27 protein-coding genes are annotated in these 22616 nt (G+C 69.2%); 24 read left to right on the top strand and 3 right to left on the bottom strand.

The window, feature by feature from the left end; genetic code table 11:
* Positions 1-131: 131 nt before the first annotated feature.
* Positions 132-905, top strand: coding sequence for an alpha/beta hydrolase (locus tag GVY64_RS02310; RefSeq protein ID WP_159838299.1), 774 nt, complete (start codon positions 132-134; stop codon positions 903-905).
* A gap of 53 nt (positions 906-958) precedes the next feature.
* On the opposite strand, the gene GVY64_RS02305 is transcribed toward GVY64_RS02310, so the two are convergent.
* Both GVY64_RS02305 and GVY64_RS02300 read right to left on the bottom strand, forming a co-directional pair.
* A complete protein-coding gene (locus tag GVY64_RS02305) occupies positions 959-2383 on the bottom strand; it encodes a sensor histidine kinase (protein ID WP_236566543.1) in 1425 nt (474 codons plus the stop codon).
* Positions 2384-2429: 46 nt separating this feature from the next.
* Positions 2430-3107, bottom strand: coding sequence for a response regulator (locus tag GVY64_RS02300; RefSeq protein ID WP_159838160.1), 678 nt, complete (start codon positions 3105-3107; stop codon positions 2430-2432).
* 115 nt (positions 3108-3222) lie between these two features.
* Here GVY64_RS02300 and GVY64_RS02295 point away from each other — a divergent pair, with 115 nt between their 5' ends.
* From GVY64_RS02295 to GVY64_RS02195, 22 genes are all read left to right on the top strand, one after another.
* On the top strand, positions 3223-3597 hold the full coding sequence (locus GVY64_RS02295; RefSeq protein ID WP_159838158.1) for a PepSY domain-containing protein: 375 nt from the start codon (positions 3223-3225) through the stop codon (positions 3595-3597).
* A gap of 213 nt (positions 3598-3810) precedes the next feature.
* Positions 3811-4185: a hydrogenase maturation nickel metallochaperone HypA gene (hypA, locus tag GVY64_RS02290; RefSeq protein WP_159838297.1), complete on the top strand. Its 375-nt coding sequence runs from the start codon at positions 3811-3813 to the stop codon at positions 4183-4185.
* Positions 4143-4982, top strand: coding sequence for a hydrogenase nickel incorporation protein HypB (gene hypB / locus GVY64_RS02285; protein ID WP_159838156.1), 840 nt, complete (start codon positions 4143-4145; stop codon positions 4980-4982). Before hypA ends, hypB begins: the two co-directional genes overlap by 43 nt.
* 92 nt (positions 4983-5074) lie before the next feature.
* The gene (locus GVY64_RS02280; protein ID WP_159838154.1) at positions 5075-6130 is read left to right on the top strand and encodes a hydrogenase expression protein HypE; all 1056 of its coding nucleotides are present in this window, start codon (positions 5075-5077) and stop codon (positions 6128-6130) included.
* 11 nt (positions 6131-6141) lie between these two features.
* Entirely contained in the window at positions 6142-7938 is a 1797-nt protein-coding gene (locus GVY64_RS02275) for a nickel-dependent hydrogenase large subunit (protein WP_159838152.1), read from the top strand.
* Positions 7939-7970: 32 nt separating this feature from the next.
* A complete protein-coding gene (locus tag GVY64_RS02270) occupies positions 7971-8885 on the top strand; it encodes a NifU family protein (protein ID WP_159838150.1) in 915 nt (304 codons plus the stop codon).
* Positions 8882-9517 carry a DUF5947 family protein gene (locus GVY64_RS02265; protein WP_201297856.1) on the top strand — a complete coding sequence of 212 codons (636 nt, stop codon included), beginning with the start codon at positions 8882-8884 and terminating at the stop codon, positions 9515-9517. Before GVY64_RS02270 ends, GVY64_RS02265 begins: the two co-directional genes overlap by 4 nt.
* Entirely contained in the window at positions 9514-10161 is a 648-nt protein-coding gene (locus tag GVY64_RS02260; RefSeq protein WP_159838148.1) for a DUF6084 family protein, read from the top strand. Before GVY64_RS02265 ends, GVY64_RS02260 begins: the two co-directional genes overlap by 4 nt.
* Positions 10158-11471, top strand: a complete 1314-nt coding sequence (locus GVY64_RS02255; RefSeq protein WP_159838146.1) for a hypothetical protein — start codon at positions 10158-10160, stop codon at positions 11469-11471. The genes GVY64_RS02260 and GVY64_RS02255 overlap by 4 nt, the downstream gene beginning before the upstream one ends.
* A 13-nt stretch (positions 11472-11484) precedes the next feature.
* A complete protein-coding gene (locus tag GVY64_RS39025) occupies positions 11485-11604 on the top strand; it encodes a DUF6893 family small protein (RefSeq protein WP_085994907.1) in 120 nt (39 codons plus the stop codon).
* A 21-nt stretch (positions 11605-11625) separates the two neighbouring features.
* Positions 11626-11943 (top strand): hypothetical protein, encoded by a 318-nt coding sequence (locus tag GVY64_RS02250; protein WP_159838144.1) that lies wholly within the window; start codon positions 11626-11628, stop codon positions 11941-11943.
* A gap of 13 nt (positions 11944-11956) precedes the next feature.
* Entirely contained in the window at positions 11957-12430 is a 474-nt protein-coding gene (locus tag GVY64_RS02245; RefSeq protein ID WP_159838142.1) for a hydrogenase maturation protease, read from the top strand.
* Between the two features lie 3 nt (positions 12431-12433).
* A complete protein-coding gene (locus GVY64_RS02240) occupies positions 12434-12676 on the top strand; it encodes a HypC/HybG/HupF family hydrogenase formation chaperone (protein WP_159838140.1) in 243 nt (80 codons plus the stop codon).
* Complete coding sequence (locus tag GVY64_RS02235; protein ID WP_159838138.1) at positions 12673-15030, top strand: carbamoyltransferase HypF; 2358 nt, start codon at positions 12673-12675, stop codon at positions 15028-15030. Before GVY64_RS02240 ends, GVY64_RS02235 begins: the two co-directional genes overlap by 4 nt.
* A 16-nt stretch (positions 15031-15046) precedes the next feature.
* Positions 15047-15373: a HypC/HybG/HupF family hydrogenase formation chaperone gene (locus GVY64_RS02230; RefSeq protein ID WP_159838136.1), complete on the top strand. Its 327-nt coding sequence runs from the start codon at positions 15047-15049 to the stop codon at positions 15371-15373.
* Entirely contained in the window at positions 15370-16482 is a 1113-nt protein-coding gene (gene hypD, locus GVY64_RS02225) for a hydrogenase formation protein HypD (protein ID WP_159838134.1), read from the top strand. The genes GVY64_RS02230 and hypD overlap by 4 nt, the downstream gene beginning before the upstream one ends.
* Positions 16475-17551, top strand: coding sequence for a hydrogenase expression/formation protein HypE (hypE, locus tag GVY64_RS02220; protein ID WP_159838132.1), 1077 nt, complete (start codon positions 16475-16477; stop codon positions 17549-17551). The genes hypD and hypE overlap by 8 nt, the downstream gene beginning before the upstream one ends.
* Before the next feature lie 87 nt (positions 17552-17638).
* A complete protein-coding gene (locus GVY64_RS02215; protein ID WP_201297872.1) occupies positions 17639-18709 on the top strand; it encodes a HoxN/HupN/NixA family nickel/cobalt transporter in 1071 nt (356 codons plus the stop codon).
* Entirely contained in the window at positions 18706-19452 is a 747-nt protein-coding gene (locus GVY64_RS02210) for a DUF6390 family protein (RefSeq protein ID WP_159838130.1), read from the top strand. The genes GVY64_RS02215 and GVY64_RS02210 overlap by 4 nt, the downstream gene beginning before the upstream one ends.
* 290 nt (positions 19453-19742) lie before the next feature.
* Positions 19743-20138: a hypothetical protein gene (locus GVY64_RS02205; RefSeq protein WP_159838128.1), complete on the top strand. Its 396-nt coding sequence runs from the start codon at positions 19743-19745 to the stop codon at positions 20136-20138.
* Complete coding sequence (locus tag GVY64_RS02200) at positions 20135-20644, top strand: DUF2231 domain-containing protein (RefSeq protein WP_159838126.1); 510 nt, start codon at positions 20135-20137, stop codon at positions 20642-20644. Before GVY64_RS02205 ends, GVY64_RS02200 begins: the two co-directional genes overlap by 4 nt.
* 29 nt (positions 20645-20673) lie before the next feature.
* Positions 20674-21084 carry a hypothetical protein gene (locus GVY64_RS02195; RefSeq protein ID WP_159838124.1) on the top strand — a complete coding sequence of 137 codons (411 nt, stop codon included), beginning with the start codon at positions 20674-20676 and terminating at the stop codon, positions 21082-21084.
* Between the two features lie 61 nt (positions 21085-21145).
* Here GVY64_RS02195 and lexA read toward each other — a convergent pair whose 3' ends face one another.
* Complete coding sequence (gene lexA, locus GVY64_RS02190; RefSeq protein WP_201297855.1) at positions 21146-21874, bottom strand: transcriptional repressor LexA; 729 nt, start codon at positions 21872-21874, stop codon at positions 21146-21148.
* Between the two features lie 268 nt (positions 21875-22142).
* On the opposite strand from lexA, the gene GVY64_RS02185 reads away from it, so the two are divergent.
* The gene (locus tag GVY64_RS02185) at positions 22143-22610 is read left to right on the top strand and encodes a hypothetical protein (protein ID WP_159838122.1); all 468 of its coding nucleotides are present in this window, start codon (positions 22143-22145) and stop codon (positions 22608-22610) included.
* Positions 22611-22616: the final 6 nt, after the last annotated feature.

Raw genomic sequence — 22616 nt, 5'->3', positions numbered from 1 at the left:
GACGTCGGCCGCCGGCCCGAGCGTCGTCTGCGGCACAATCGCCTCCCGAGGTGTCGGCGGACTCGTCGTCCGTCCATGGCCCGGAGCGGAGGAGATGCGATGCCGAGTCTGGCCGATAAGGTCGTGCGCGGATATCTGAAGGCGACGCGCGCCAATCGTGTGTTCGTAGATGCCGGCGCGGCGGTTGGCCGGTCTATACGCTCACTCCGAGCGGGCGGCCGCCGCGGGGCAACGTCGTCTACGCGCACGGCGGCGGCTGGGTGCACGAGATCGCTCCGCAGCACTGGGCGCTGTGCGCGGCCGTCGCCGCCGACACCGGTGCGGCCGTGACGGTGCCGATCTATCCGCTGGTGCCGTTCGGGACGGCCGGGCCGGTCGTGCGCGGCTTCGCGGATCTGGTGCTCGCCAACCGGGAAACGTACGGAAACGTCTGCCTGGCGGGGGATTCCGCCGGTGGGCAGATCGCTCTGTCGACCGCGCTGGTGCTGCGCGACCAGTCCGCGGTGCGACTGCCGGGCACCGTGCTGATCGCGCCCGCTCTCGACCTCTCGCTGACCAACCCCGAGATCGCTGTGGTGCAGCCGCGGGACCCGTGGCTGGGCGTCGCGGGATCCCGGGTGTTCATCGAGCACTGGCGGGGCGATCTCGGCATCGCCGACCCGCGGGTCAGCCCGCTTGCCGGCGACCCGCGCGGGCTGGGTCCGTTGACGGTTTTCTGCGGCACCGACGACATCCTGTACCCGGACACCCGCCTGCTGGTGGAGGCGGCTCGCGGCGCCGGGGTCGCGGTGGATTATCACGAGGGCCCCGGCCTGCCGCATGTCTATCCGCTGACCCCCACGCCGGAAGGTCGCGCCGCGCGTCGGGTCGTCCTGAACAGTCTGCGCAGCGCACTTGCCGGTTGAGCGGCGGCCTCACGAGTCGTGGCATGGCATCGAAACTCGTAGCGTGCCCGGGTTCACTCACCGGCCGCGGGCAGCGTGACCACGAAGCGGGCGCCGGGTGCCGCGTCGGTGACGTGAATGGTTCCCCCGTGGCGTTCGACGACGTCGCGGACGATGGCCAGGCCGAGACCCGCGCCACCCTCGTCGCGGCTGCGCGCGTCGTCCAGGCGAACGAAGCGCTGGAAGATGCGGTCGCGCTCGGCGGGCGGCACACCCGGGCCGTCGTCGGTGACCGACAGCACCACCCGCCCGTCGGCGTCGCGGTCCACGGCGACGCGGACGGTGCTCGCGGCATGCCGCTGGGCATTGTCGACGAGGTTGCCTAGCACGCGAGCCAGCTGGGTACGGCTTCCGGTCACCGCTACGGCCTGCTCCGGCGTCACGATCTGCACCGCGACCCGGTCGCGGACGCGATGCTCCAACTCCTCGCGGACCAGGACGGTCAAGTCCACCCGATCGGCGCGCGGTTGTTCGCCCGCGTCGAGCCGGGCCAGCAGCAGCAGGTCGGCCGCGAGATGTTCCAGCCGGATGGTGTCACCGATCAGCCCGTCCAGTTCCAGCAGTTCGGGATGTGCTTGGGCCACCTCGAGTTGGGTGCGCAGGCTCGCGATGGGGCTGCGCAACTCGTGGGCGGCGTCGGCGATGAACCGGCGCTGGCGTTCGGTGGATTCCTCCAGCGCGGCGAGCGTGGCGTTGGTGGTGCTCGCCAACCTGCCGATCTCGTCACGCGAGCCCGGTTCCGGCACGCGCCGGGAGAGATCGCCGTCCACGATCTCGGCGAGCTGCCTGCGGATCGCCTCCACCGGGCGCAGGGCGCGCCGGGTGACCAGCCAGGTCACCAGGGCCACCACCGTGAGCAGCGGCGGCAGGCCGATCAGCATCGCCTGCCGCGCGTCCGCCACCGCGCTGTGGGCGGTCTCCAGTGAGGAACCCGCGTAGACGGTGGCAGGCTGCCCGCCGGGAGTTCGCACCGCGAGGGCGGCGACGCGGAACGGGTGGGGTCCGTCCTCGGCGTCGACCGTCAGCCATACGTCGCCGAATTCGGGTTCGGCCGAGGATGGATCCGTGGACGGCGAGGAGCTCTCGTCCTCCGCGTCCTCGTCGTCCTCGTCGTCTTCGTCTTCATCTTCCTTGTCTTCTTCCTCGTCCGCGGCGCCCTTCGAATACGGTCCGAAGTCGGCCATCGGCGGTTTCCCCGCGAGGTCGTCGTCGGCCGCGAGAACCCGGCGGTCGAGCGAAACTATCTGCACCGGTTCGTTTTCGGCGTCGGGAAGTCGCAAGCGGGCGGGATCCGCGCCCGCCACGAGCTGGGCCGCCACGTCGTGCGCGGTGGTTTCCGCCTGCAGTTCCGCGCTGTGGACCAAGTTGTGCCGCAGCACCGCCAGCACCGTCAGCCCCGCCGCCGTCAGCGCCACCGCCACCACAGCCGTCGCCGCCACCGTGGTGTGCGTGCGAACCGAACGCCACCAGGCATGTCTGTTTCGCTCAGGCACGGTCTGCTGCCAGTCGGTAGCCCGCGCCGCGGACGGTGGTGATCGAACGGCGCCCGAACGGCGCGTCGATCTTGCGGCGCAGGGTGCTGATGTAGACCTCGACGATGTTCGGATCGCCGTCGTAGGCGAAGTCCCAGACGTGGTGCAGGATGTCGGCCTTGGACACCACTTCTCCGGCTCGCACGGCCAGGTGCTCGAGCACGGCGAATTCCTTGGCGGTCAACGTCACCTCGTCCGCGCCGCGGCGGCAGGTCCGGGTGCCTGGGTCCACGATGAGGTCGCCGACGCGCAGCACCCGTGCGCCGCCGCGGGTCCGGCGGCGCAACAGGGCCCGAATGCGGGCCAGGAGCACCAGGTAGGAGAACGGCTTGCTGAGGTAGTCGTCCGCCCCGGTGTCGAGGCCCTCGGCTTCGTCGTACTCGCCGTCTTTCGCCGTCAGCATGAGCACCGGCGTCTCGTGACCCCCGGCGCGCAGCGCGGCGCAGACCCGGTAGCCGTTCATGCCGGGCAGCATGATGTCGAGGATGATCAAGTCGTAGTCGGTGGTGGTCGCTAGATGCAGGCCTTCGGCGCCGTCGTGCACCACATCCACGGCAAAACCCTCGGCGGACAAGCCTTTTGCCAGTGTGAGAGCCAAACGTTTCTCATCCTCGACGATCAGCAGACGCATCCACCAAGAGTGGCAGACCGATCCTGAAACCGTCTTCAGGTCGCTTCAGCGGACCTTCAGCTCCGTGCGACAAGGTGAACGCATTCCGAAGCAGCACTCCCGCAGGAGGTTTCGCATGACAACCGTATTCCGCCGTGCCTACGCCGGGCTCCGCTGGCTCCTCGTCGGCACGGCCGTCGCGGCTGCCGTCGTCGGCCTGAGCGTCGTTCTGGCCGCTGTCGCCACCGGTGGTCCGGACGACCACACCGTCGCCTTCCGCTCGTCCGCGGGGGACTGGTCGTTGGTCGCCGACACCGGCGTCAGCAGGCAGCAGGCCATCGACAAGGCGCTCGAAGCCGTGCCGGGCGGGCGCGTCCGGTCCGCCGAATTCGACACCGAGCGCGGCGTCCCGGTATGGGAAGTCGAGGTCGTCACGCCCGCGGGTGTGGAGCACGACGTGACGATCGATGCGAACAGCGGCGCGGTCCGCACCGCGGTCGACCACGACTGAGCCTCCCACCCGTCGCCGACGACGCGGGTGTGACGGATCGGTGCACGGGTAAGCGCACGAGGTGTTCGCTGCCGGGCGGCGGGGATCCGGAGGGAGATCCCGGCCGCGGTTTCGCCGACACCCTGACGTGCCGAAGAAGCATCGACGTTTCGCCTCCCGGAGATTTGCCCAGGAGTAGCCTCGAGGTTGTCCACTCGAGGAATCGAGGTCGGGATGCACGAGATGGCCATCACGCGCAGCGTCATCGACGCTGTCTGTGAGCACGCGGCGGGCCGGCAGGTCCACTCCGTCACCGTCGAGGTCGGCGCGCTGTGCGCCGTCGTGCCGGATGCCATGCGGTTCTGTTTCGAGGTGGCGGCCGAGGCGACCGTCGCCGAGGGCGCCGAACTGGTTCTGGTGGAGATCCCCGGAGTCGCCGCTTGCCGGACCTGTGGCGCCGAGTTCCGGCTGCCGGACCCGATCCTGCTGTGTCCCTGCGGCAGCGCCGATGCCGAGATCCGCTCCGGGCGCGAGCTGCGTATCCGATCCATGGAGGTGAGTGAGGCATGTGCGCAACCTGCGGGTGCGGCGACGACGTCACCGCGCTGATTCGCGTCCCGCACGATCACCGGCACGCCGACGGGCACGACCACGCCCATGCGGACCACGAGCACCACCGTCCCCATGAGCACGGCCCCGAGCGTGTCCCGGTGCCCGTCACCGAGACGGTCAGCCTGGAGATCAAGGTTCTCGCCAAGAACGACGAACTGGCGCAGCGCAACCGGGCCTGGCTGGCCGAACGCGGCATCGTGGCGCTCAACATGACCAGCTCCCCTGGCGCGGGTAAGACCACGCTGCTGGAACGTACCATCTGGGAGTCCGGCCAGGCCCCGATCGCGGTGATCGAAGGGGACCAGGAGACCTTGCTCGATGCCGAACGGATCCAGGCGACTGGGTGCGGGGTGGTGCAGGTCAACACCGGCGCGGGATGTCACCTGGACGCCGAGATGATGTATCGCGCGCTGACGACGCTCGATCCCGCGCCGGGCACGCTGCTGTTCGTCGAGAACGTCGGCAACCTGGTCTGCCCCGCGCTGTTCGATCTGGGGGAGCGGCAGAAGGTGGTCGTCATCTCGGTGACCGAAGGGACCGACAAACCGCTGAAATATCCGCACATGTTCCAGGCGGCGGGATTGGTGCTGGTGAACAAGACCGACCTGCTGCCGTATGTCGATTTCGACTTGAACCGATGCCGGGAATACATCCATTCGATACACCCCGGCCTCGAGGTCATCCCCTTGTCCGTGACCAGCGGCGTGGGCCTGTCCACCTGGTACGACTGGTTGGCCGAGCAGCGCCGCACGGCCGGTCCGGCGGCTCTTGAGGATGCCGCCGGACGCGCTTAGGGTGAAGTGATCAGGATCACATCTACGGGTGACCCCTTCTTCGAGAAAGGCGAGATTCGGCCCCCGGTGGTCCGCTGCGGAAGGTGGCCAGAATGCCCACTCAGGAAGCAGTACGAGCCGAAGAAACGCTGATTCACGTGCTCTGGATCAACGCGGGACTCAGCTGTGACGGTGACTCGGTCGCCTTGACGGCGGCTACGCAGCCGAGCGTGGAAGAGATCGCTCTCGGCGCCCTCCCCGGTCTGCCCAAGATCGCCGTGCATTGGCCGCTCATCGACTTCGAGTGTGGTCCCAACGGCGGCGCCGACGATTTCCTGGAGTGGTTCTTCAAGGCCGACCGCGGGGAACTCGAACCGTTCGTTCTGGTGGTCGAGGGCTCGATCCCGAACGAGCAACTCAAGGAAGAGGGCTACTGGTGCGGGTTCGGCAACAATCCCGCCACCGGCCAGCCCATGACGACCAGCGAATGGCTGGACCGTCTCGCGCCGAAGGCCACGGCCATCATCGCGGCGGGCACCTGCGCGACCTACGGCGGCATCCACGCGATGGCCGGCAACCCGACCGGTGCGATGGGCGTGCCGGACTATCTCGGCTGGGACTGGAAGAGCAAAGCGGGCATTCCGATCGTCTGCGTGCCGGGTTGCCCGATCCAGCCGGACAACATGTCGGAGACGCTCACCTATCTGCTCTACATGGCGACCGGGCAGGCGCCGATGATCCCACTGGACGACGCGCTGCGGCCCAAGTGGCTGTTCGGGGCGACGGTGCACGAGGGCTGCGACCGCGCGGGCTATTACGAGCAGGGTGAGTTCGCCACCGAGTACGGCTCGCCGAAATGCATTGTGAAGCTCGGCTGCTGGGGACCGGTGGTCAAGTGCAACGTGCCCAAGCGCGGCTGGATCAACGGCTTGGGCGGCTGCCCGAACGTCGGCGGCATCTGCATCGGCTGCACCATGCCGGGCTTCCCGGACAAGTTCATGCCGTTCATGGACGAACCACCCGGCGGGAAGCTCTCGTCCAGCGCCTCGGGGCTCTACGGATCGGTGATCCGCAGTCTCCGTCACATCACCGGACGCACGGTCGACAAGGAGCCGCACTGGCGGCACCGGGGCCGGAAGCTGGAAACCGGCGCGACCCGCACCTGGTAGGAGGATCTCCGATGACTCAGATCATCCCGGAGCCGTCGCACAAAACGATCGAGCCGAATCACCTCGTCGAGATGGCGTGGGACCCGATCACCCGCATCGTCGGCAGTCTCGGCATCTACACCAAGATCGACTTCGAGAATCGGGAAGTGGTCGAGTGCCACAGCACTTCCTCCATCTTCCGCGGCTACTCGATCTTCATGAAGGGCAAGGACCCGCGCGACGCGCACTTCATCACCAGCCGCATCTGCGGCATCTGCGGCGACAACCACGCCACCTGTTCGTGCTACTGCCAGAACATGGCCTACGGCGTGCGCCCGCCGCACCTCGGCGAGTGGGTCGTCAACCTGGGCGAGGCCGCCGAGTACATGTTCGACCACAACATCTTCCAGGAGAACCTGGTCGGCGTGGACTACTGCGAGAAGATGGTCTCCGAGACCAACCCGGGCGTGCTGGCCAGGGCGGAGAACACCGAGGCGCCGCACGCGGGCGACCACGGGTATCGCACGATCGCCGACATCATGCGGGCGCTCAACCCGTTCACCGGTGAGTTCTACCGGGAGGCGTTGCAGGTCAGCCGGATCACCCGGGAGATGTTCTGTCTGATGGAAGGCAGGCACGTGCATCCCTCCACGCTGTATCCCGGTGGACCGGGCACGGTCGCGACCATCCAGCTGATGACCGACTACCTGTCCCGGCTGATGCGCTACGTGGAGTTCATGAAAAAGGTCGTGCCGATGCACGACGACCTGTTCGACTTCTTCTACGAGGCGCTGCCCGGCTACGAGAAGGTCGGTCTGCGGCGCACGTTGCTGGGTTGCTGGGGTTCGTTCCAGGACCCGGAGGTGTGCAATTTCGAGTACAAGGACATGGCGGACTGGGGCCGCAAGATGTTCGTCACCCCCGGCGTCGTGGTCGACGGCAAGCTGCTGACCACCTCCCTGGTCGACATCAACCTGGGCCTGCGGATCCTGCTGGGCAGCTCGTATTACGAGGACTGGACCGATCAGGAGATGTTCGTGAAGACCGATCCGCTGGGCAATCCGGTGGACCGGCGCCACCCGTGGAATCAGCACACCAATCCCCGGCCGCAGAAGCGGGACCTGGACGAGAAGTACAGCTGGGTGATGTCGCCGCGCTGGTTCGACGGCACCGACCACCTACCCTTGGACACCGGCGGCGGCCCGCTGGCGCGACTGTGGTCGACGGCGCTGGCCAACCTGATCGACATCGGTTATGTCAAGGCGACCGGGAACAGCGTGCAGATCAACCTGCCCAAGACCGCGTTGAAGGGCCCGGTCACGCTGGAATGGAAGATCCCGGTGCACGGCAGTAACACGCTCGAGCGCAACCGCGCGCGCACCTACTTCCAGGCATACGCGGCTGCCTGCGCGCTGCATTTCGCGGAGAAGGCGATGGCGGAGATCCGGGCCGGCCACACCAAGACCTGGGAGAAATTCGAGGTTCCCGAGGAGAGCATCGGCTGTGGCTTCACCGAGGCGGTGCGCGGCGTGCTGTCGCATCACATGGTGATCCGGGACGGCAAGATCGCCAACTACCACCCGTATCCGCCGACCCCGTGGAACGCCAGCCCGCGCGACAGCTACGGCACGCCGGGACCCTACGAGGACGCGGTGCAGGGCCAGCCGATCTTCGAGGAGAACGACCGCGAGCACTTCAAGGGCATCGACGTCATGCGCACCGTGCGCAGTTTCGATCCCTGCCTGCCGTGCGGCGTGCACATGTACCTCGGCAAGGGCAAGACGCTGGAGCAACTGCACTCACCGACGCAGACGCTCACCCCCGAGTGAGGCCGCGTCGGGCGAAGCGACCGGAGGTGACGGTGGAGGATCGCCCGGACGACCAGGACGACGCGACGCTCGGTGACGCCCGGTGGCGGGAAGCCGGTGACCGCATCGACACCTTGCTGGAGGCGAGTTCGGCGGGCGGTGCGCTCGCCCGCGAGCGCGCCGAACAGCTCGTGCGCGAACTGGTCGAACTCTACGGCGCGGGCCTGACCCGCGTGGTCGGTCTGCTCGACCCGGAGGCGGTCGAGCGGTTGGCCGGCGACGATCTGGTGGCGAGCCTGCTGCTGGTGCACGGGCTGCACCCGCACGATGTGGACACCCGGGTGCGGACCGCCCTGGACAGCGTGCGCCCGTACCTCGGTTCGCACGGCGGCGACGTCCACCTGGTCGAGATCGTCGACGGGGTGGTCCGCTTGGAACTGGCGGGCAGTTGCAAGAGCTGCCCGTCCTCGTCGGTGACGCTCGAACTGGCCGTCGAGGACGCCGTCCGGGCGGCGGCGCCGGAGATCGAGTCGATCGAAGTCGTCGCGGCGCAGACGGAGTCGGCGGGGGTGATCTCCGCCGACTCGCTGTTCTCGCGCGTGCGCGCGGACGGCGCGCGGTCCGGTAGCTGGGTCGCGGTCCCCGAACTGGCCGAGCTGCGCGCGGGCGAGGTGGGCGGCTTCGCCGTCGCCGGGGCGACCGTGCTGGCCTGCCGGGTAGGCGAGGACGTGTACGCCTACCGGGACCACTGTCCCGGCTGCGACCGTTCCCTCGCCGGAGCCGCGCTGGAACGGCGGGTGGGGTTCCCGGCCGGTGACGCGGTGCTGCGGTGCCCGACCTGCCGGGCGCACTACGACGTGGTGCACGCGGGCGCCCGGGTCGACGGCGAGGGGCATCTCGAGCCGCTTCCCGTGCTCGTGCGTTCCGGTGAACTGTCGGTGGCGGTACCCGTGGGGGTGCGCGGGTGAGCACACCGTTCCGCGCGCTGCAGCGGATCGCCGCCGACCGCAGGCCCGCGCCGCGGCCCGGCGAACGGTGCGAGATGTGCGCGGAGCCGATCGCCGACCAGCACCAGCATGTCGTGAACGTCGAGGGCAGGCAGCTGATGTGCGTGTGCCGCGGCTGCTATCTGCTGTTCGTCGACCAGAACGCGGAGCTGCGCTATCGCGCGGTGCCGGACCGCTATCTCGCGTTCCCCGAGTTCACGATCAGTGGGACGGAATGGGACGCGCTGGAGATCCCGGTGAACCTTGCGTTCTTCTTCCGCAATTCCGCGCTGGGCCGGACGGTGGCGTTCTACCCCGGACCCGCGGGTGCGACGGAATCGGAACTGCCGCTGGAGCAATGGAACGCGATCCTGCACCGGCATCCCGAGTTGGACGTGCTGGCTCCGGACGTGGAAGCACTGCTCATCCGGGTGCCCGACCGCAGGACCGAGCAGGCGGCCTGTCTGCTGCTGCCGATCGACGCCTGTTACGAGTTCGTCGGCCGGATGCGGCTGCTGTGGCATGGTTTCGACGGCGGCCAGGACGTGCACCGGTATCTGGAGCAGTTCTTCGCCGACGCGTCGGCGCGCGCGAAATCCGGTGGTGCGGCATGAGCCCGGTGTACTCGACGACGTTCGCCGTGCTCGAGATGAAACCCGAGCCGTACGCCGTCGCGCCGATCCTGTCGGCGCGCGTCGGCATAGCCGCGCTGGCGGAGGAACCCGTGCACGCCATCGCCTTGCGCGCGCAGGTGCGCATCGAACCGTTCCGACGCGGCTATTCCGACGAGGAAGCCGTGGGGCTGGTCGATCTGTTCGGCCCGCGCGAGCGATGGCACGAGACCCAGCGTTCGTTTCTCTGGATGCACTGCGCCACCATGGTTCCGAGCTTCACCGGCGGCGCCGAAGTGGATCTGCCGATGCCGTGCACCTACGACTTCGAGGTTTCCGGGTCGAAGTACCTGCACGCGTTGCGCGACGGTGTCGTTCCGCTGCTGTTCCTGTTCAGCGGGACCGTTTTCATCCGGGGCAGCACCGGATTCGCCATCCAGCAGATCCCGTGGGATCGCGAGGACAAGTTCGAGATGCCGGTGTCGGTGTGGCAGAACCTGATGGCCGCGTACTTCCCGAATTCCGGGTGGGTGCGGCTGCACAACGACACCCTCCGGGCGCTGGCGGCCTACAAGTCCGGCCACGGCCTGCCCGGCTTCGACGACGCGGTGACCCGGCTGCTGACCAGCGCCGAGGAGACGTCGTGACCACCGCCCGAGACCGCGCCCGCGCCGTGGCCGACGCGGTGCTGTACGAGGGCTACCTGCTCTATCCCTACCGGGCCGACGCGCGCAAGAACCAGTCGCGCTGGCAGTTCGGTGTGCTCGGGCCGCCCGGGGCCGCCGCCGCGGGCCTCGGCGAGGAGTCGACGCTGTCGGCGCAGTGCCTGATCCAGCCGGGCGAGCATCCGGAGCTCACCCTCACCGTTCGTTTCCTTCAGCTGCAGCGCCGCCAAGTGGTGAACGGGGACGGCGCGCCCGTCGTGGAGCTGACCGAGGGCGAGCGGTCGTGGCTGTCCTGGGACGAGGCGGTCGAACGGGAGGTCGCCGTCGGCCCGTTCGCGCCCGGTCGCCTCGTCCACCCGCTGGACATACCGGGCGGCTCGGACATGGAGGAGATCGCCACTACCGCGCGGGGCACCTTCGTGCGCAGCAGGCTGCCCTTGGCGGGCGAACTGGAACTCGCCGCCGACCGGGACGACGGCTTCCTGCGGCTGACCGTCGTCCTGCGCAATGTCGGCGCGCCCGCGGCCGACCAGCGCGACGCCATCGCCCGCTCGCTGATCGGCGCGCACGTCATCGGGGAAATCACCGGCGGCGAGTTCGTCTCGCTGCTGGAGCCGCCGCCGGACGCGGTGGCCGCGGCCGCCCGCTGCGATCGGCACCGCTGCTTCCCGGTGCTCGCGGGCCCGCCCGGCGACTACAGCATGCTGCTGATCTCGCCGATCATCCTCTACGACCACCCGGAGATCGCGCAGCAGAGCGAAGGCGCGCTGTTCGACTCGACCGAGATCGATGAGATCCTCACGCTGCGGATCCTCACGATGACCGACGCGGAGAAGGCGCGGGCGCGCGCCACCGATCCTCGCGCGGCGGAGATCATCGACCGCTGCGAAGCCATGTCGCCCGACGCCATGCGGCAGCTGCACGGGGTCCTGCGCGATCCACATGCCGAGGGTCCGGGGCTGATCCCGGAGATCCCGGAGGGCGTCGATTGGTGGGACCCGCTGGCCGACGGCGCCGTCCGCCCGGATGTCGACGCGGTGCCCGTCGCGGGCGTGCTCGTGCGCAAAGGCAGCCGGGTCCGGTTGCATCCGTCGCGCCGGGCCGACGCCCAGGACCTGTTCTTCGACGGGCAATGCGCGCGGGTCGTGTCGGTCCACGAGGACGTGGACGGGCAGGCGCACGTCGGGGTCGTGCTGGACGACGATCCGGCGGCCGAGTTGCACGAATGGTACGGCCGCTACCTGTATTTCGCGCCCGACGAACTGGAGCCGCTCGACGGCACCGAGGAATGAAAGGAAATCCGCTATGGAAACCGTGGGAGTGGTCTCGACGACCGTCGTCGCCGTGCTGGTGGCGGCGGGGGTGTATCTCGGCGTGCGGTCGATCCCGGACCTGCGGCGATACCTGAAGATCCGGCACATGTAGCGGGGACCGGAAAGGAGCATCATGGGTGAGCATCGCGAAGAGCCGCAGTCGGCACGCGGCGCGCCGGGTTCGCGCGACACGGGCGCAGGCGTCGCGGCCGGAGGCCCGGCCGAACGGGAGCCGGGGCACATCGATCACGAGGAGATGACCTCCGCGCACTCGGAAGACACCAAGAAGGAAACCGAGTTCTCCTCGGAGGCCCCGCCCGCGACGGAATCGGCGGCGCCTCCCTACGACGAGCGCAAGGAGACCGCCAACGCCCCCGCGGAGACGGCGACCGGCAAGGTCGACGACGCGCGTGTGGGCGGGGCGACGACGCCCACCGAGAAAGAGGGGTGACCCGACGGCCGCGGTGCTGGTCGCCGGGATCGGCAACATCTTCCTCGGCGACGACGGATTCGGACCGGAGGTGGTGCGGCGGCTGCCGCGCCACCCGGACCCTGGCGTGCGCGCGGTGGACTACGGCATCCGCGGCATGCATCTCGCCTACGACCTGCTCGATCGCTGGGACGCGCTGGTACTGGTCGACGCGCTGCCCGACCGTGGGGCGCCCGGCCGGGTCGAGGTGTTCGGCGCCGCGCCGGAGAACACCGGCCCCACTCCGCTGGACGCCCACGCAATGAGCCCCGACGCCGTCTTCGCCGGCGTACGCGCGTTGGGCGGCGTGCTGCCGCCCACCGTGGTGATCGGCTGCCAGGTCGCGTGCGCCGAAGAGGGCATCGGTCTGTCGGAGCCGGTCGCTGCGGCGGTGGACGAGGCGGTCGCGGCGGTGGGCGACGTGGTCGCCGCGCTGCTCCCGCGGACCGCGGCAGGACAGGAGGACTGACCGATGTGTCTGGGCATCCCGGGTCGGGTGACGGCGATCCCTGACGGCTACCACGACCAGATCGCGCTGGTCGACGTGTCCGGCGAGCAGCGGAAGGTGAACATCGGCCTGCTCGACGACGATCCGGCGCGGCCGGGTGACTGGGTGATCATCCACATGGGCTTCGCGGTGGAGAAGACCGACGAGGCAGGCGCCGCGGCGGCGCTGGACGGACTGCGCCTGTTGCAACGCGGGGACCAGTTATGACCACGGAGCGGCTACGGCGGCGTCTGGTGGTGCGCGGTGTGGTCCAAGGGGTCGGCTTCCGGCCGTTCGTCTACACCACCGCCGCCGAACTGGCGCTGTCCGGCAGCGTCGGCAACGACAGCAGCGGCGTCGTCATCGAGATCGAGGGAGCCCCCGCGGATCTGGACGAGTTCGCCGCGCGGCTGCGCCTGCGGCCGCCGCCGCTGGCGGTGGTCGAATCGGTCGAGCAGGCCGACATCTCGGCGCGCGGTGGCACCGGATTCCACATCGCGGGCACCACGCGGGACGGCGGCGGTCGCACACTGGCCTCGCCCGATGTCGCCCTGTGCGCCGACTGCGAACGCGAGTTGCGCGATCCGGGAAACCGCCGCTATCGCCATCCGTTCGTCAACTGCACCAATTGCGGTCCGCGGTTCACCATCATCGCGAGCCTGCCCTACGACCGCGAGCGGACGTCGATGGCCGACTTCGCCATGTGCGACCGGTGCGCGCGGGAATACACCGATCCGGCCGACCGCCGTTTCCATGCGCAGCCGATCGCCTGCCCCGAGTGCGGCCCCACGCTCGCGTATACGGGACCGGGCGGCGGTGAGCCGCTGGCGGCGGCGCGGCAACTGCTGCGCGCGGGCGGCATCCTGGCGGTCAAAGGCATCGGCGGCTACCACCTCGCCTGCGACGCCGCCGACGAAGCGGCCGTGGCCGAGCTGCGCAGACGTAAGCGCCGCGGGGACAAGCCCTTCGCGGTCATGGTGCCGGATCTCGCCACCGCACGGGACGTAGTCGCCGTCGACGACGCCGCCGCCGCATTGTTGACCAGCCCGGCCCGCCCGATCGTGCTGCTTGCTCGCCGGTCCACACCCGAGAGGGCCGCCGATTCCGGAGACACCGGCGAGCCCGGTGGGGAAGCTGTGCCGGGCGGCGGCGCGGCGCAGTCGAACTCTCCGGTCCCCGCTCCCTCGGTGGCGCCCGGCAATCCGGACCTGGGCGTCATGCTCGCCTATACGCCGCTGCACCTGTTGCTGTTCGGTCTGCCCGGCGATCCGCCCGGACCACAGGTGCTGGTGATGACCTCGGGCAATCTCGGTGGCGAGCCGATCTGCTATCAGGACGACGACGCCCGCACCCGCCTCGCCGGGCTCGCCGACGGCTGGCTGTCGCACAACCGGCGCATCCTGGTGCCCTGCGACGACTCGGTGGTGCGTGCGCTCGGCGGCCGCGAACTGCCGGTCCGGCGCTCGCGCGGGTACGCGCCGCTGCCGCTGCTGCTTCCGGTGCCGCTGCCGCCGACGCTCGCCGTAGGCGCCGATCTCAAGAACACCTGCGCGATGGCCGACGGCCGCTACGCCTGGCTGAGCCAGCACATCGGCGACATGGACGACCTGGCGACGCTGCGCTCCTTCGACGCCGCGCAGCGTCATCTCGGCGAACTCACCGCGGTACATCCGGTCCAGCTGGTCGCCGACGCGCATCCCGGGTACCGCTCGGCCGCGTGGGCGCGCCGGAACGCGGGCGAGCGACCCCTGTACACCGTCCAGCACCATCACGCGCACATCGCCTCCGTCATGGGCGAGCACGGGCTCGGCGCCACCGAACAGGTGGTCGGCATCGCTTTCGACGGCACCGGATACGGGCCGGACGGCGCGGTGTGGGGCGGCGAAGTCCTGCTCGCGGGCTACAAGGGCTATCGACGCCTGGCCCATCTGAAATACGTGCCGCTTGCGGGCGGCGACCTGGCGGTGCGCAGGCCCTACCGCATGGCGCTTGCTCATCTACGGGCCGCCGGGATCGACTGGTCCGAGGACATCCGAGCGGTCGCGGCATGCCCGCCGGCCGAGCGTTCGGTGCTGGCCCACCAGTTCCGGACCGGTCTTGGTTGTGCGCCCACGTCGAGCATGGGCCGGTTGTTCGACGCGGTGTCCTCACTGTGCGGCGTGCGGCACGTCGTCGACTACGAAGCCCAAGCGGCGATCGAGCTGGAGGGACTGTCCCGCTCCGGTGTGGAAGGCGCCACCGGTTACCGGTTCCCGCTCGTCGACGGCGATCCCGCCGTGATCGATCCCGCCCCGGTGCTCGCGGGCGTGGTCGCCGATGTTCGCGCGGGCGAGCCCGCACGAGTGGTGGGCGCGCGGTTCCACGCCGCCGTCGCCCGGCTGGTGCTCGAACTCGCGGCGCGCTACGCCGCCCCGGCGCAGGTCGTCGCCCTGTCCGGCGGCGTCTTCCAGAACGCGCTGCTGCTCGCGCGATCGTGCGCGCTGCTGCGCGACAACGGCTTCACCGTGATCACCCATCACCGGCTGCCGCCCAACGACGGCGGCCTCGCGTTCGGGCAACTCCTCGCGTGCAGCGAGGGATGAGCGAAGGAGAGCAACGATGTGTCTTGCGGTACCAGGCAAAGTGCTCAGCCTGCACGAGCGGGACGGCACGTTGATGTCGGTCGTCGACTTCGGCGGCGTGCACAAAGACGTGTGCCTGCAATACATCCCGGACGCCGCGGTGGGTGACTACGTCGTCGTCCACGTCGGCTTCGCGATCCAGCGACTGGACGAGGAATCCGCGTTGCGGACCCTGGCCGAGTTCGAGCACCTCGGCGTACTGAACGAGGAATTCGGCGACGGTTTCGCCATCGCCGCGAAGCAGGCGGGCCTGGAAAATCCCGCCGCCGAGTCATCACGCGAGGAACCGGAGGCCCGGTCATGAAGTATCTGGACGAATTCAGCAATCCCGAGTTGGCCCGGCGCCTGCTCGACCGCATCCGCGCCACGACCAGCCGCCGCTGGGCGATCATGGAAGTCTGCGGCGGACAAACCCATTCGATCATCCGCCACGGCATCGATCAGCTGCTGCCCGATCAGATCGAGATGATCCACGGCCCCGGTTGCCCGGTCTGCGTCACCCCGCTCGAAGTGATCGACAAGGCGCTGGAGATCGCCGCGCGACCGGGCGTGATCTTCTGCTCGTTCGGCGACATGCTGCGCGTGCCCGGCAGCTCCAAGGACCTGTTCCGGGTGAAGAGCGAGGGCGGTGACGTCCGGGTTGTGTACTCGCCGCTGGACGCGCTGAACCTGGCCAAGCAGAACCCGGACCGCGAAGTGGTGTTCTTCGGCATCGGTTTCGAGACCACCGCGCCGGCCAACGCGATGACGGTGTACCAGGCGAAGCGCCTGGGGATCCGGAACTTCTCGCTGCTGGTGTCGCACGTGCTGGTCCCGCCCGCCATCGCCGCGATCATGGAATCGCCGACCTGCCGGGTGCAGGGGTTCCTCGCCGCCGGGCACGTCTGCACCGTGATGGGCACCGACGAGTATCCGCCGCTGGCCGAGCAGTACAAGGTGCCGATGGTGGTCACCGGGTTCGAGCCGCTGGACATCCTGGAGGGCATCCGCCGCACTGTGCTGCAACTGGAATCGGGCAGGCACGAATTGGAGAACGCCTACCCGCGCGCGGTGTCCGCGGCGGGCAATCCCGCGGCGAAGGCCATGCTGCAGGACGTCTTCGAGGTCACCGACCGGGGTTGGCGTGGCATCGGCGTCATCCCGCGCAGCGGGTGGCGGCTGTCGGACCGCTATCGCGAGTTCGACGCCGAACATCGCTTCGCCGTCGGCGATCTGCACACCGCCGAGTCGACCATCTGCCGCTCCGGTGAGGTGTTGCAGGGCTTGATCAAACCGCACGAATGCGCCGCCTTCGGCAAGGAGTGCACGCCGCGTAACCCGCTGGGCGCCACCATGGTGTCCTCCGAAGGCGCGTGCGCCGCCTACTACCTGTACCGGCGCCTGGACCTGCCCGCGGAGGTGGCCCATGCCTGAGAAAGGCGCCGCCCCCGTGACGATCGACATGGAGGGCTGGGTCTGCCCGATGCCGCTGCGGGATTCGCCGAATATCGTGATGGGTCACGGCGGCGGCGGAGCGATGTCCGGCGAGCTGATCGAGCATCTGTTTCTGCCCGCCTTCGGCCCGGCCGCGCACGCGGACCTCGGCGACTCCGCGGTGGTCACGCTGGACGGCGCGCGGCTGGCCTTTTCCACCGATTCGTTCGTGGTGAAGCCGATCGTGTTCCCGGGCGGCACCATCGGCGAACTCGCGGTCAACGGCACGGTGAACGATCTGGCCATGGCAGGCGCGCGCCCGATGGTGCTGTCCACCGCGTTCATCCTGGAGGAGGGCACCGCGCTGGCCGACATCGCGCGCATCGCGCAGGCGGTCGGCACCGCCGCCCTGGCGGCGGAAGTCCAGCTGGTCACCGGAGACACCAAGGTCGTGGACGCCGGACACGGTGACGGGATCTACATCAACACCGCTGGAATCGGTGTGGTGGCCCCCGGCGTGGACATCCGGCCGCAGCGCGCGAGACCGGGCGATGTGGTGCTGGTCAGCGGCGACATCGGTGTGCACGGCGTCGCGGTGCTCAGCTGCCGCGAAGGTCTGGAGTTCGGCACCACCGTGCTCAGCGACACCGCGCCGCTGCACGGCTTGGTGGCGGCGATGCTGGCCACCGGCGCCGACGTGCACGTGTTGCGCGATCCCACCCGCGGTGGCGTCGCGGCATCGCTCAACGAGATCGCCCGCGCCGCGCAGGTCGGCATCTCGCTGGACGAGCGGCAACTCCCCGTACCCGAGGGCGTGCGCGACGCCTGCGGTCTGCTCGGTCTGGACCCGATGTACGTGGCCAACGAGGGCAAATTGCTGGCATTCGTACCGCCCGAGAACGCCGATTGCGTGCTCGCGGTGATGCGGGAGCACCCGCTGGGCGCGCAGGCCGCGGTGATCGGCCGGTGCGTCGCCGAACATCCCGGCATGGTGGTCGCCCGCACGGCGCTCGGCGGGACGCGGGTTGTGGATCTCCCCGCGGGCGAGCAACTGCCGCGCATCTGCTGATGGCGGACCAGGATCGGTGCTGAGCCGGAAGGCGAGGTGGGGACCATCGTTCGGATCGTGGACACCCCCGCGGCGGCTCGCGGCCCGCTGGACGGACGGCAGCGGCGCGGCGTCGCGGGGATGGCGGCGGTCGTGGTCGTTCTGCACGCGGTCGGGTGGTCCGCGCTGCTGCTGCTCGTGGTCCCCGGCGGGTACCTGGTGGACGGCGCGGTGTTCGGCGTCGGCCTCGGGGTCACCGCCTACACGCTCGGGATGCGGCACGCGTTCGACGTCGACCACATCGCCGCCATCGACAACACCACCCGCAAGCTGGTCGCCGACGGGCACAAGACGCTGTCGGTCGGGTTCTGGTTCTCCCTCGGGCACTCCACCATCGTTTTCGTCCTCGTGGCGCTGCTGGCGTTCGGCGTCAAGGCGCTCGCGGGAGACCTGCGCGACGACGACTCCGGGCTGCACCGCTGGACCGGTGTGTTCGGTACCGGTATCTCGGGAACGTTCCTGCTCGCGATCGGCCTGTTGAATCTGGTCTCGCTGATCGGCATCTGGCGGGTGTTCCGCGGGATGCGCTGCGGGACATATGACGAGGCCGCGTTGCGGCAGAGGTTGGACGACCGAGGCGCCCTGCAGCGGGTGATCGGGCCGCTCACCCGGGCCGTGCGGGCGCCGTGGCAGATGTACCCGGTCGGGCTGTTGTTCGGCCTCGGCTTCGACACCGTCACCGAGGTGAGCCTCCTGGTGATCGCGGGCGGCGCGGCGGCGACCGACCTGCCGTGGTACGCGATCCTCGTGTTGCCGGTGTTGTTCTCGGCGGGGATGACGCTGTTCGACGCGCTGGACGGCGCGTTCATGAACTACGCGTACGGGTGGGCCTTCGCGGGGCCGCTGCGCAGCGTCTACTACAACATCGTCGTCACGGGCCTGTCGGTCGTCGTGGCCCTGGTGATCGGGGCGCAGGAGATGATCTCCGTGCTGACCGACGAGTTGGGCATCGTCGACGGGCCACTGGCCTGGGTCGGCGGATGGGATCTGGGCGCCATGGGGTTCGTCATCGCCGGCCTGTTCGTGCTCACCTGGGCGGTGGCGGTCGCGGTGTGGCGCTTCGGGCGGCTCGAGCAGCGGTGGTCCGTCGAGCACGCGGGCGAAAGGCCGAGCAGATGACCGGCAGTGGCGCGGAGATGTTCGCCCGGTACGCCTACGCCCCCAATCGGCTCGGCTACTGCGGTCCGCCCGACGCGGCCGCGCTGCGGGACGGGTCGGACGACCAGGTGCGCGCGGTGGCGCGCCGCTTCACCGGCGCCTGGCCCTACCTGCGTGTGATGGCGCGGATGACCGGCATCGCCGATCCGCTGGACCGTCGCCTCGTCGAGTCCTATTGGCTGGGCGGTGGCGTCGGCGCGGAACTGGATCCCGGCGAGTTCACCGCGGAACTGCTGGCGCTGCTCGGCCCGGTGGCTGGTGGGTACTGGACGCACCTGACGCCGCAATTGGCCGGGGAGGCCGCCGCGAACCATTGCTTCCACGTCTTCGGCGTGTACCCGTGGTCCCGTTTGCTCCGGCACGGCAACGGACATCCACTGCATGTGCTCGACAGCTGCCGGATCACCTGGGGAACGGTCCTCGACCGCAGCGGTGCGGAGGTCGCGTTGCGCTGTCGCGCGCTCGATTGGGACGGAGAGCGTCTCGCGCTGCACACCGAAACGGTGCGAACCCTGGCGATCCGGGTGGACGGGTACGCGGCGTTGCCCGACGTCGCGGTGGGGGAGCTGGTCGCGGTGCATTGGGGGCGGCTGTGCGGGCGGCTGGACGGTGCTCAGGTGCGTGCCCTGGAGGCGGCGACGCTGCGTCAGTTGGAGGTCACCAACCGGCGATCGGCCGATCGGCGGAGCCCGGCGACCAGTTGACGGATCGAGCGGCGGCACGGCATGTGCCGCCGTGACCGTCGAAGCCGCGAAGCGGAACGCGACGCCCTTTTCTCGAAGACGACGAGGCCGCGTAGAAATGGCTCCCGGTCACCGTATCGGCGAATGACGCGGCGCTTCTCCATGTTTCGCCGGACCCTCGCGGCGTATAATGAATATGGCTGTCGAGCCCGACCGCGAGGAGTAACACGTGTATTCGCCGGTGGTTGTCGGGGCGAAAAATCACTTCTACCCGGAAACATTTTTCCGGGTGATTCCCACGGCGTACCCGCGTGTTCCTCATCATGGTGGCCGACCGGCCCAGCTGCGCCCCATGTCTTGCGCGAAGGGAGGTGAACTACCGTGATGGATCAGATGATGGGGATGGCACGGGACTGGTGGAACCGCATGTTCCCCGGCATGCCGATGCCGATGCTGCCGATGATGTCGTAACAGCGCCACCGACCGGAAAACGCGGCGAGTTCCTGCTACCGCGAATATGCGATGTGCGATTTATGCACGGCAGTACGGATAATTTCGTAATCGACCGCAATCGATTCGCCATTCGTCACACCCGGCGCGATATCCGTCACCCGGTATCCGCGCAGAAAATGCTGCCCGTGATGGACGGGTTCGGTGTTCCGTGGTGGTCGGCGAATGGCGACGCGATCCAGCGAGGTGCGCCATGACCGGAGATCCGCGACAGGCGAAGCGGCCGGTCAGTGCCGTGCTGGCCGGTCCGTACGGGCATCCGTTCCATCCCATCCTGGTCACCGTCCCGATCGGCGCCTGGGTCGCCAGTTTCGTGTTCGACCTCGCGTCCCGATTCGTCGATGATCCGGACTTCCTGGTCGAGGGGTCGTCCTGGTTGATCGCGATCGGCGTGCTCGGCGCCTTGGCCGCCGCGACGATCGGGTTCCTCGATCTGCTCGCGATCCCCACCGGTACGCCCGCCTTCCGCACCGGCTTGCTGCACATGACCCTCAACCTGCTGGTGACCGCTGTCTACGCGGTCGGCTTCGTATGGCGGCGGGGCGCCGACAAGACGGTCGCGGTCCAGGCGGGGCCGTTGGTGCTGTCGGCGGCAGGTCTGATGATGTTGGCGATATCCGGGTATCTCGGCGGCAAGCTGGCCTATCACTACGGCGTACGGGTCGCCGACGAAACCACCCAGGCCGGCGGCTTCACCCACTGAATCCCTGCTCACCTGTCAGGAGGCACACCATGGGCATCGCCGCATTGATCTTCTGGCTCCTCACCGCGGGCGGCGGTTTCTTCCTGCTCGGCACGTGGATCGCCCGGGGTGGCACGCGTCAGCCGAATTCGACCCAGCTGCCGCCGCCGGTCCTGTTCGGTCACTTCGCGCTCGCCGTGGCCGGTCTGATCGTCTGGATCGTGTACCTCGTCGTCGACAGCACGGCACTGGCGTGGACCGCGTTCATCTTGCTGATCCCGGTCGCGCTTCTCGGTTTCGCGATGCTGCTGCGCTGGATTCCCGTCTACCGGGACCGTTCAGCCGGCACGGCCGAACCTCCCGAAGGACACTTTCCCGTTGCCGTCGTCGCGGGTCACGGCGTATTCGCCGTGACGACCGTCGTGCTGGTGTTCCTGACCGCGCTCGGCGTCGGGAGCTGACCCCGGCCGGACACCGCCGGCCGCGTCAGCGTGGCCGGCGGTGTCTCGGCGTGCCCGACCGTCAGATCTTGCGGATGACCGTGACGACCTTGCCCAGGATCTGAGCGTCGTTGCCGGGAATCGGCTCGAATACCGGGTTGTGCGGCATCAGCCAGACGTCCTTGCCCGTGCGCTTGAAAGTCTTCACCGTGGCCTCGCCGTCGATCATCGCCGCGACGATATCGCCGTTGTCGGCGACGTTCTGCTGCCGCACGACCACCCAGTCGCCGTCGCAGATCGCCGCGTCGATCATGGACTGACCGACGACCTTCAGCAGGAACAACGAACCGTCGCCGACCAGTTCGCGCGGCAGCGGGAAGACGTCCTCCACGGCCTGTTCGGCCAGAATCGGGCCACCGGCGGCGATGCGGCCGAGCACCGGGACGAACGTCGGGACGGGACGGTCGACATCGACGGTGATCTCGCCGTCGTCGACCGCGGCGACCGGCAGGCTGGTCACCGACCGCACCACCTCGTCCAGGCCCCGGACGTCCACGGCGCGGGGTCGATTCGGGTCGCGGCGCAGGTAGCCCTTGCGCTCCAGGGCGCGCAGCTGATGAGCGACCGACGAGGTGGACGTGAGGCCGACGGCGTCACCGATCTCCCGGATGCTCGGCGGGTAGCCGCGCTCGCTCACCGAGGTGCGGATCACCTCGAGCACTTTGCGCTGACGCACGGTGAGATCCGCCCCGCTACCCGCCGCGTCGGCGCCGCTTTCGGTCTCGTCACCCGTGTCGTCCGTCTGCCTCACCGCAACCGCCCTTTCCTGCTGTGCCAGGCCGGTCCGTGCCCGGCGTCTGTCTCGATGGCCCGTCGAATCTTCGGTTCTTCGAATCTAGTCCGGTCGCGCCGCTGGATCAAACATCTGTTCGACGCATGTCGGGTGTCGGTACTGACTTTGTCGCCGAGCCGTGGTAGAAATCGAACACCAGTTCTTCGAACACATGAGCGAATCGACTCGGAACACATGTTCGAACAGCTCGAACGGCGACGGAGCACCCACCACGGAGGTTTGTCCGATGAGCACTGTGATCAGCGATGTCCCCCTGTCCTCCGGCGCGTCGGTCGCGGAATCCGCACGCCGCGCCGCCGATTCCGGCCCGGCGCGGGACGATCTCGGGTACGAGACCGCGCGGCGATTGGTGTGCGATGGTGCGCGCTCTCGCGCGCTGACGCCCGCGCACCGGACCGCGGTCGATCGACGCCCGCCCGGCGCGCGTCCCGGTGCGGGCATGGTCGCTTACGACCGCGGGTCCCGCGCGTTCGCGCATCGGCGCGCCCGCGGCGAACATCCGATGCAGCGTGTCGAGCAGGCGCAGGTCGGCTTCGCGGTCCTCGCCGTCACCGCGCTGATCACCGCCGTGATCGTGGTGGGGCTGATCGCCATGGCGCATGTGCGCGCGGGCGAGTGGGGTGGCGAGTCCGTCCGGCCCGCGCCCGCGGTGGTGGACGGCTCGGCGGCGCCCGGTGGCGGCAATTCACAGTGATCGCAA

Origin of the sequence: Nocardia sp. CY41, assembly GCF_009829325.1 — a bacterium.
Classification (GTDB): Bacteria; Actinomycetota; Actinomycetes; order Mycobacteriales; family Mycobacteriaceae; genus Nocardia.
The sequence above is the reverse complement of the archived record's forward strand: the minus strand, read 5'-3'. Positions and strand labels throughout refer to the sequence as shown.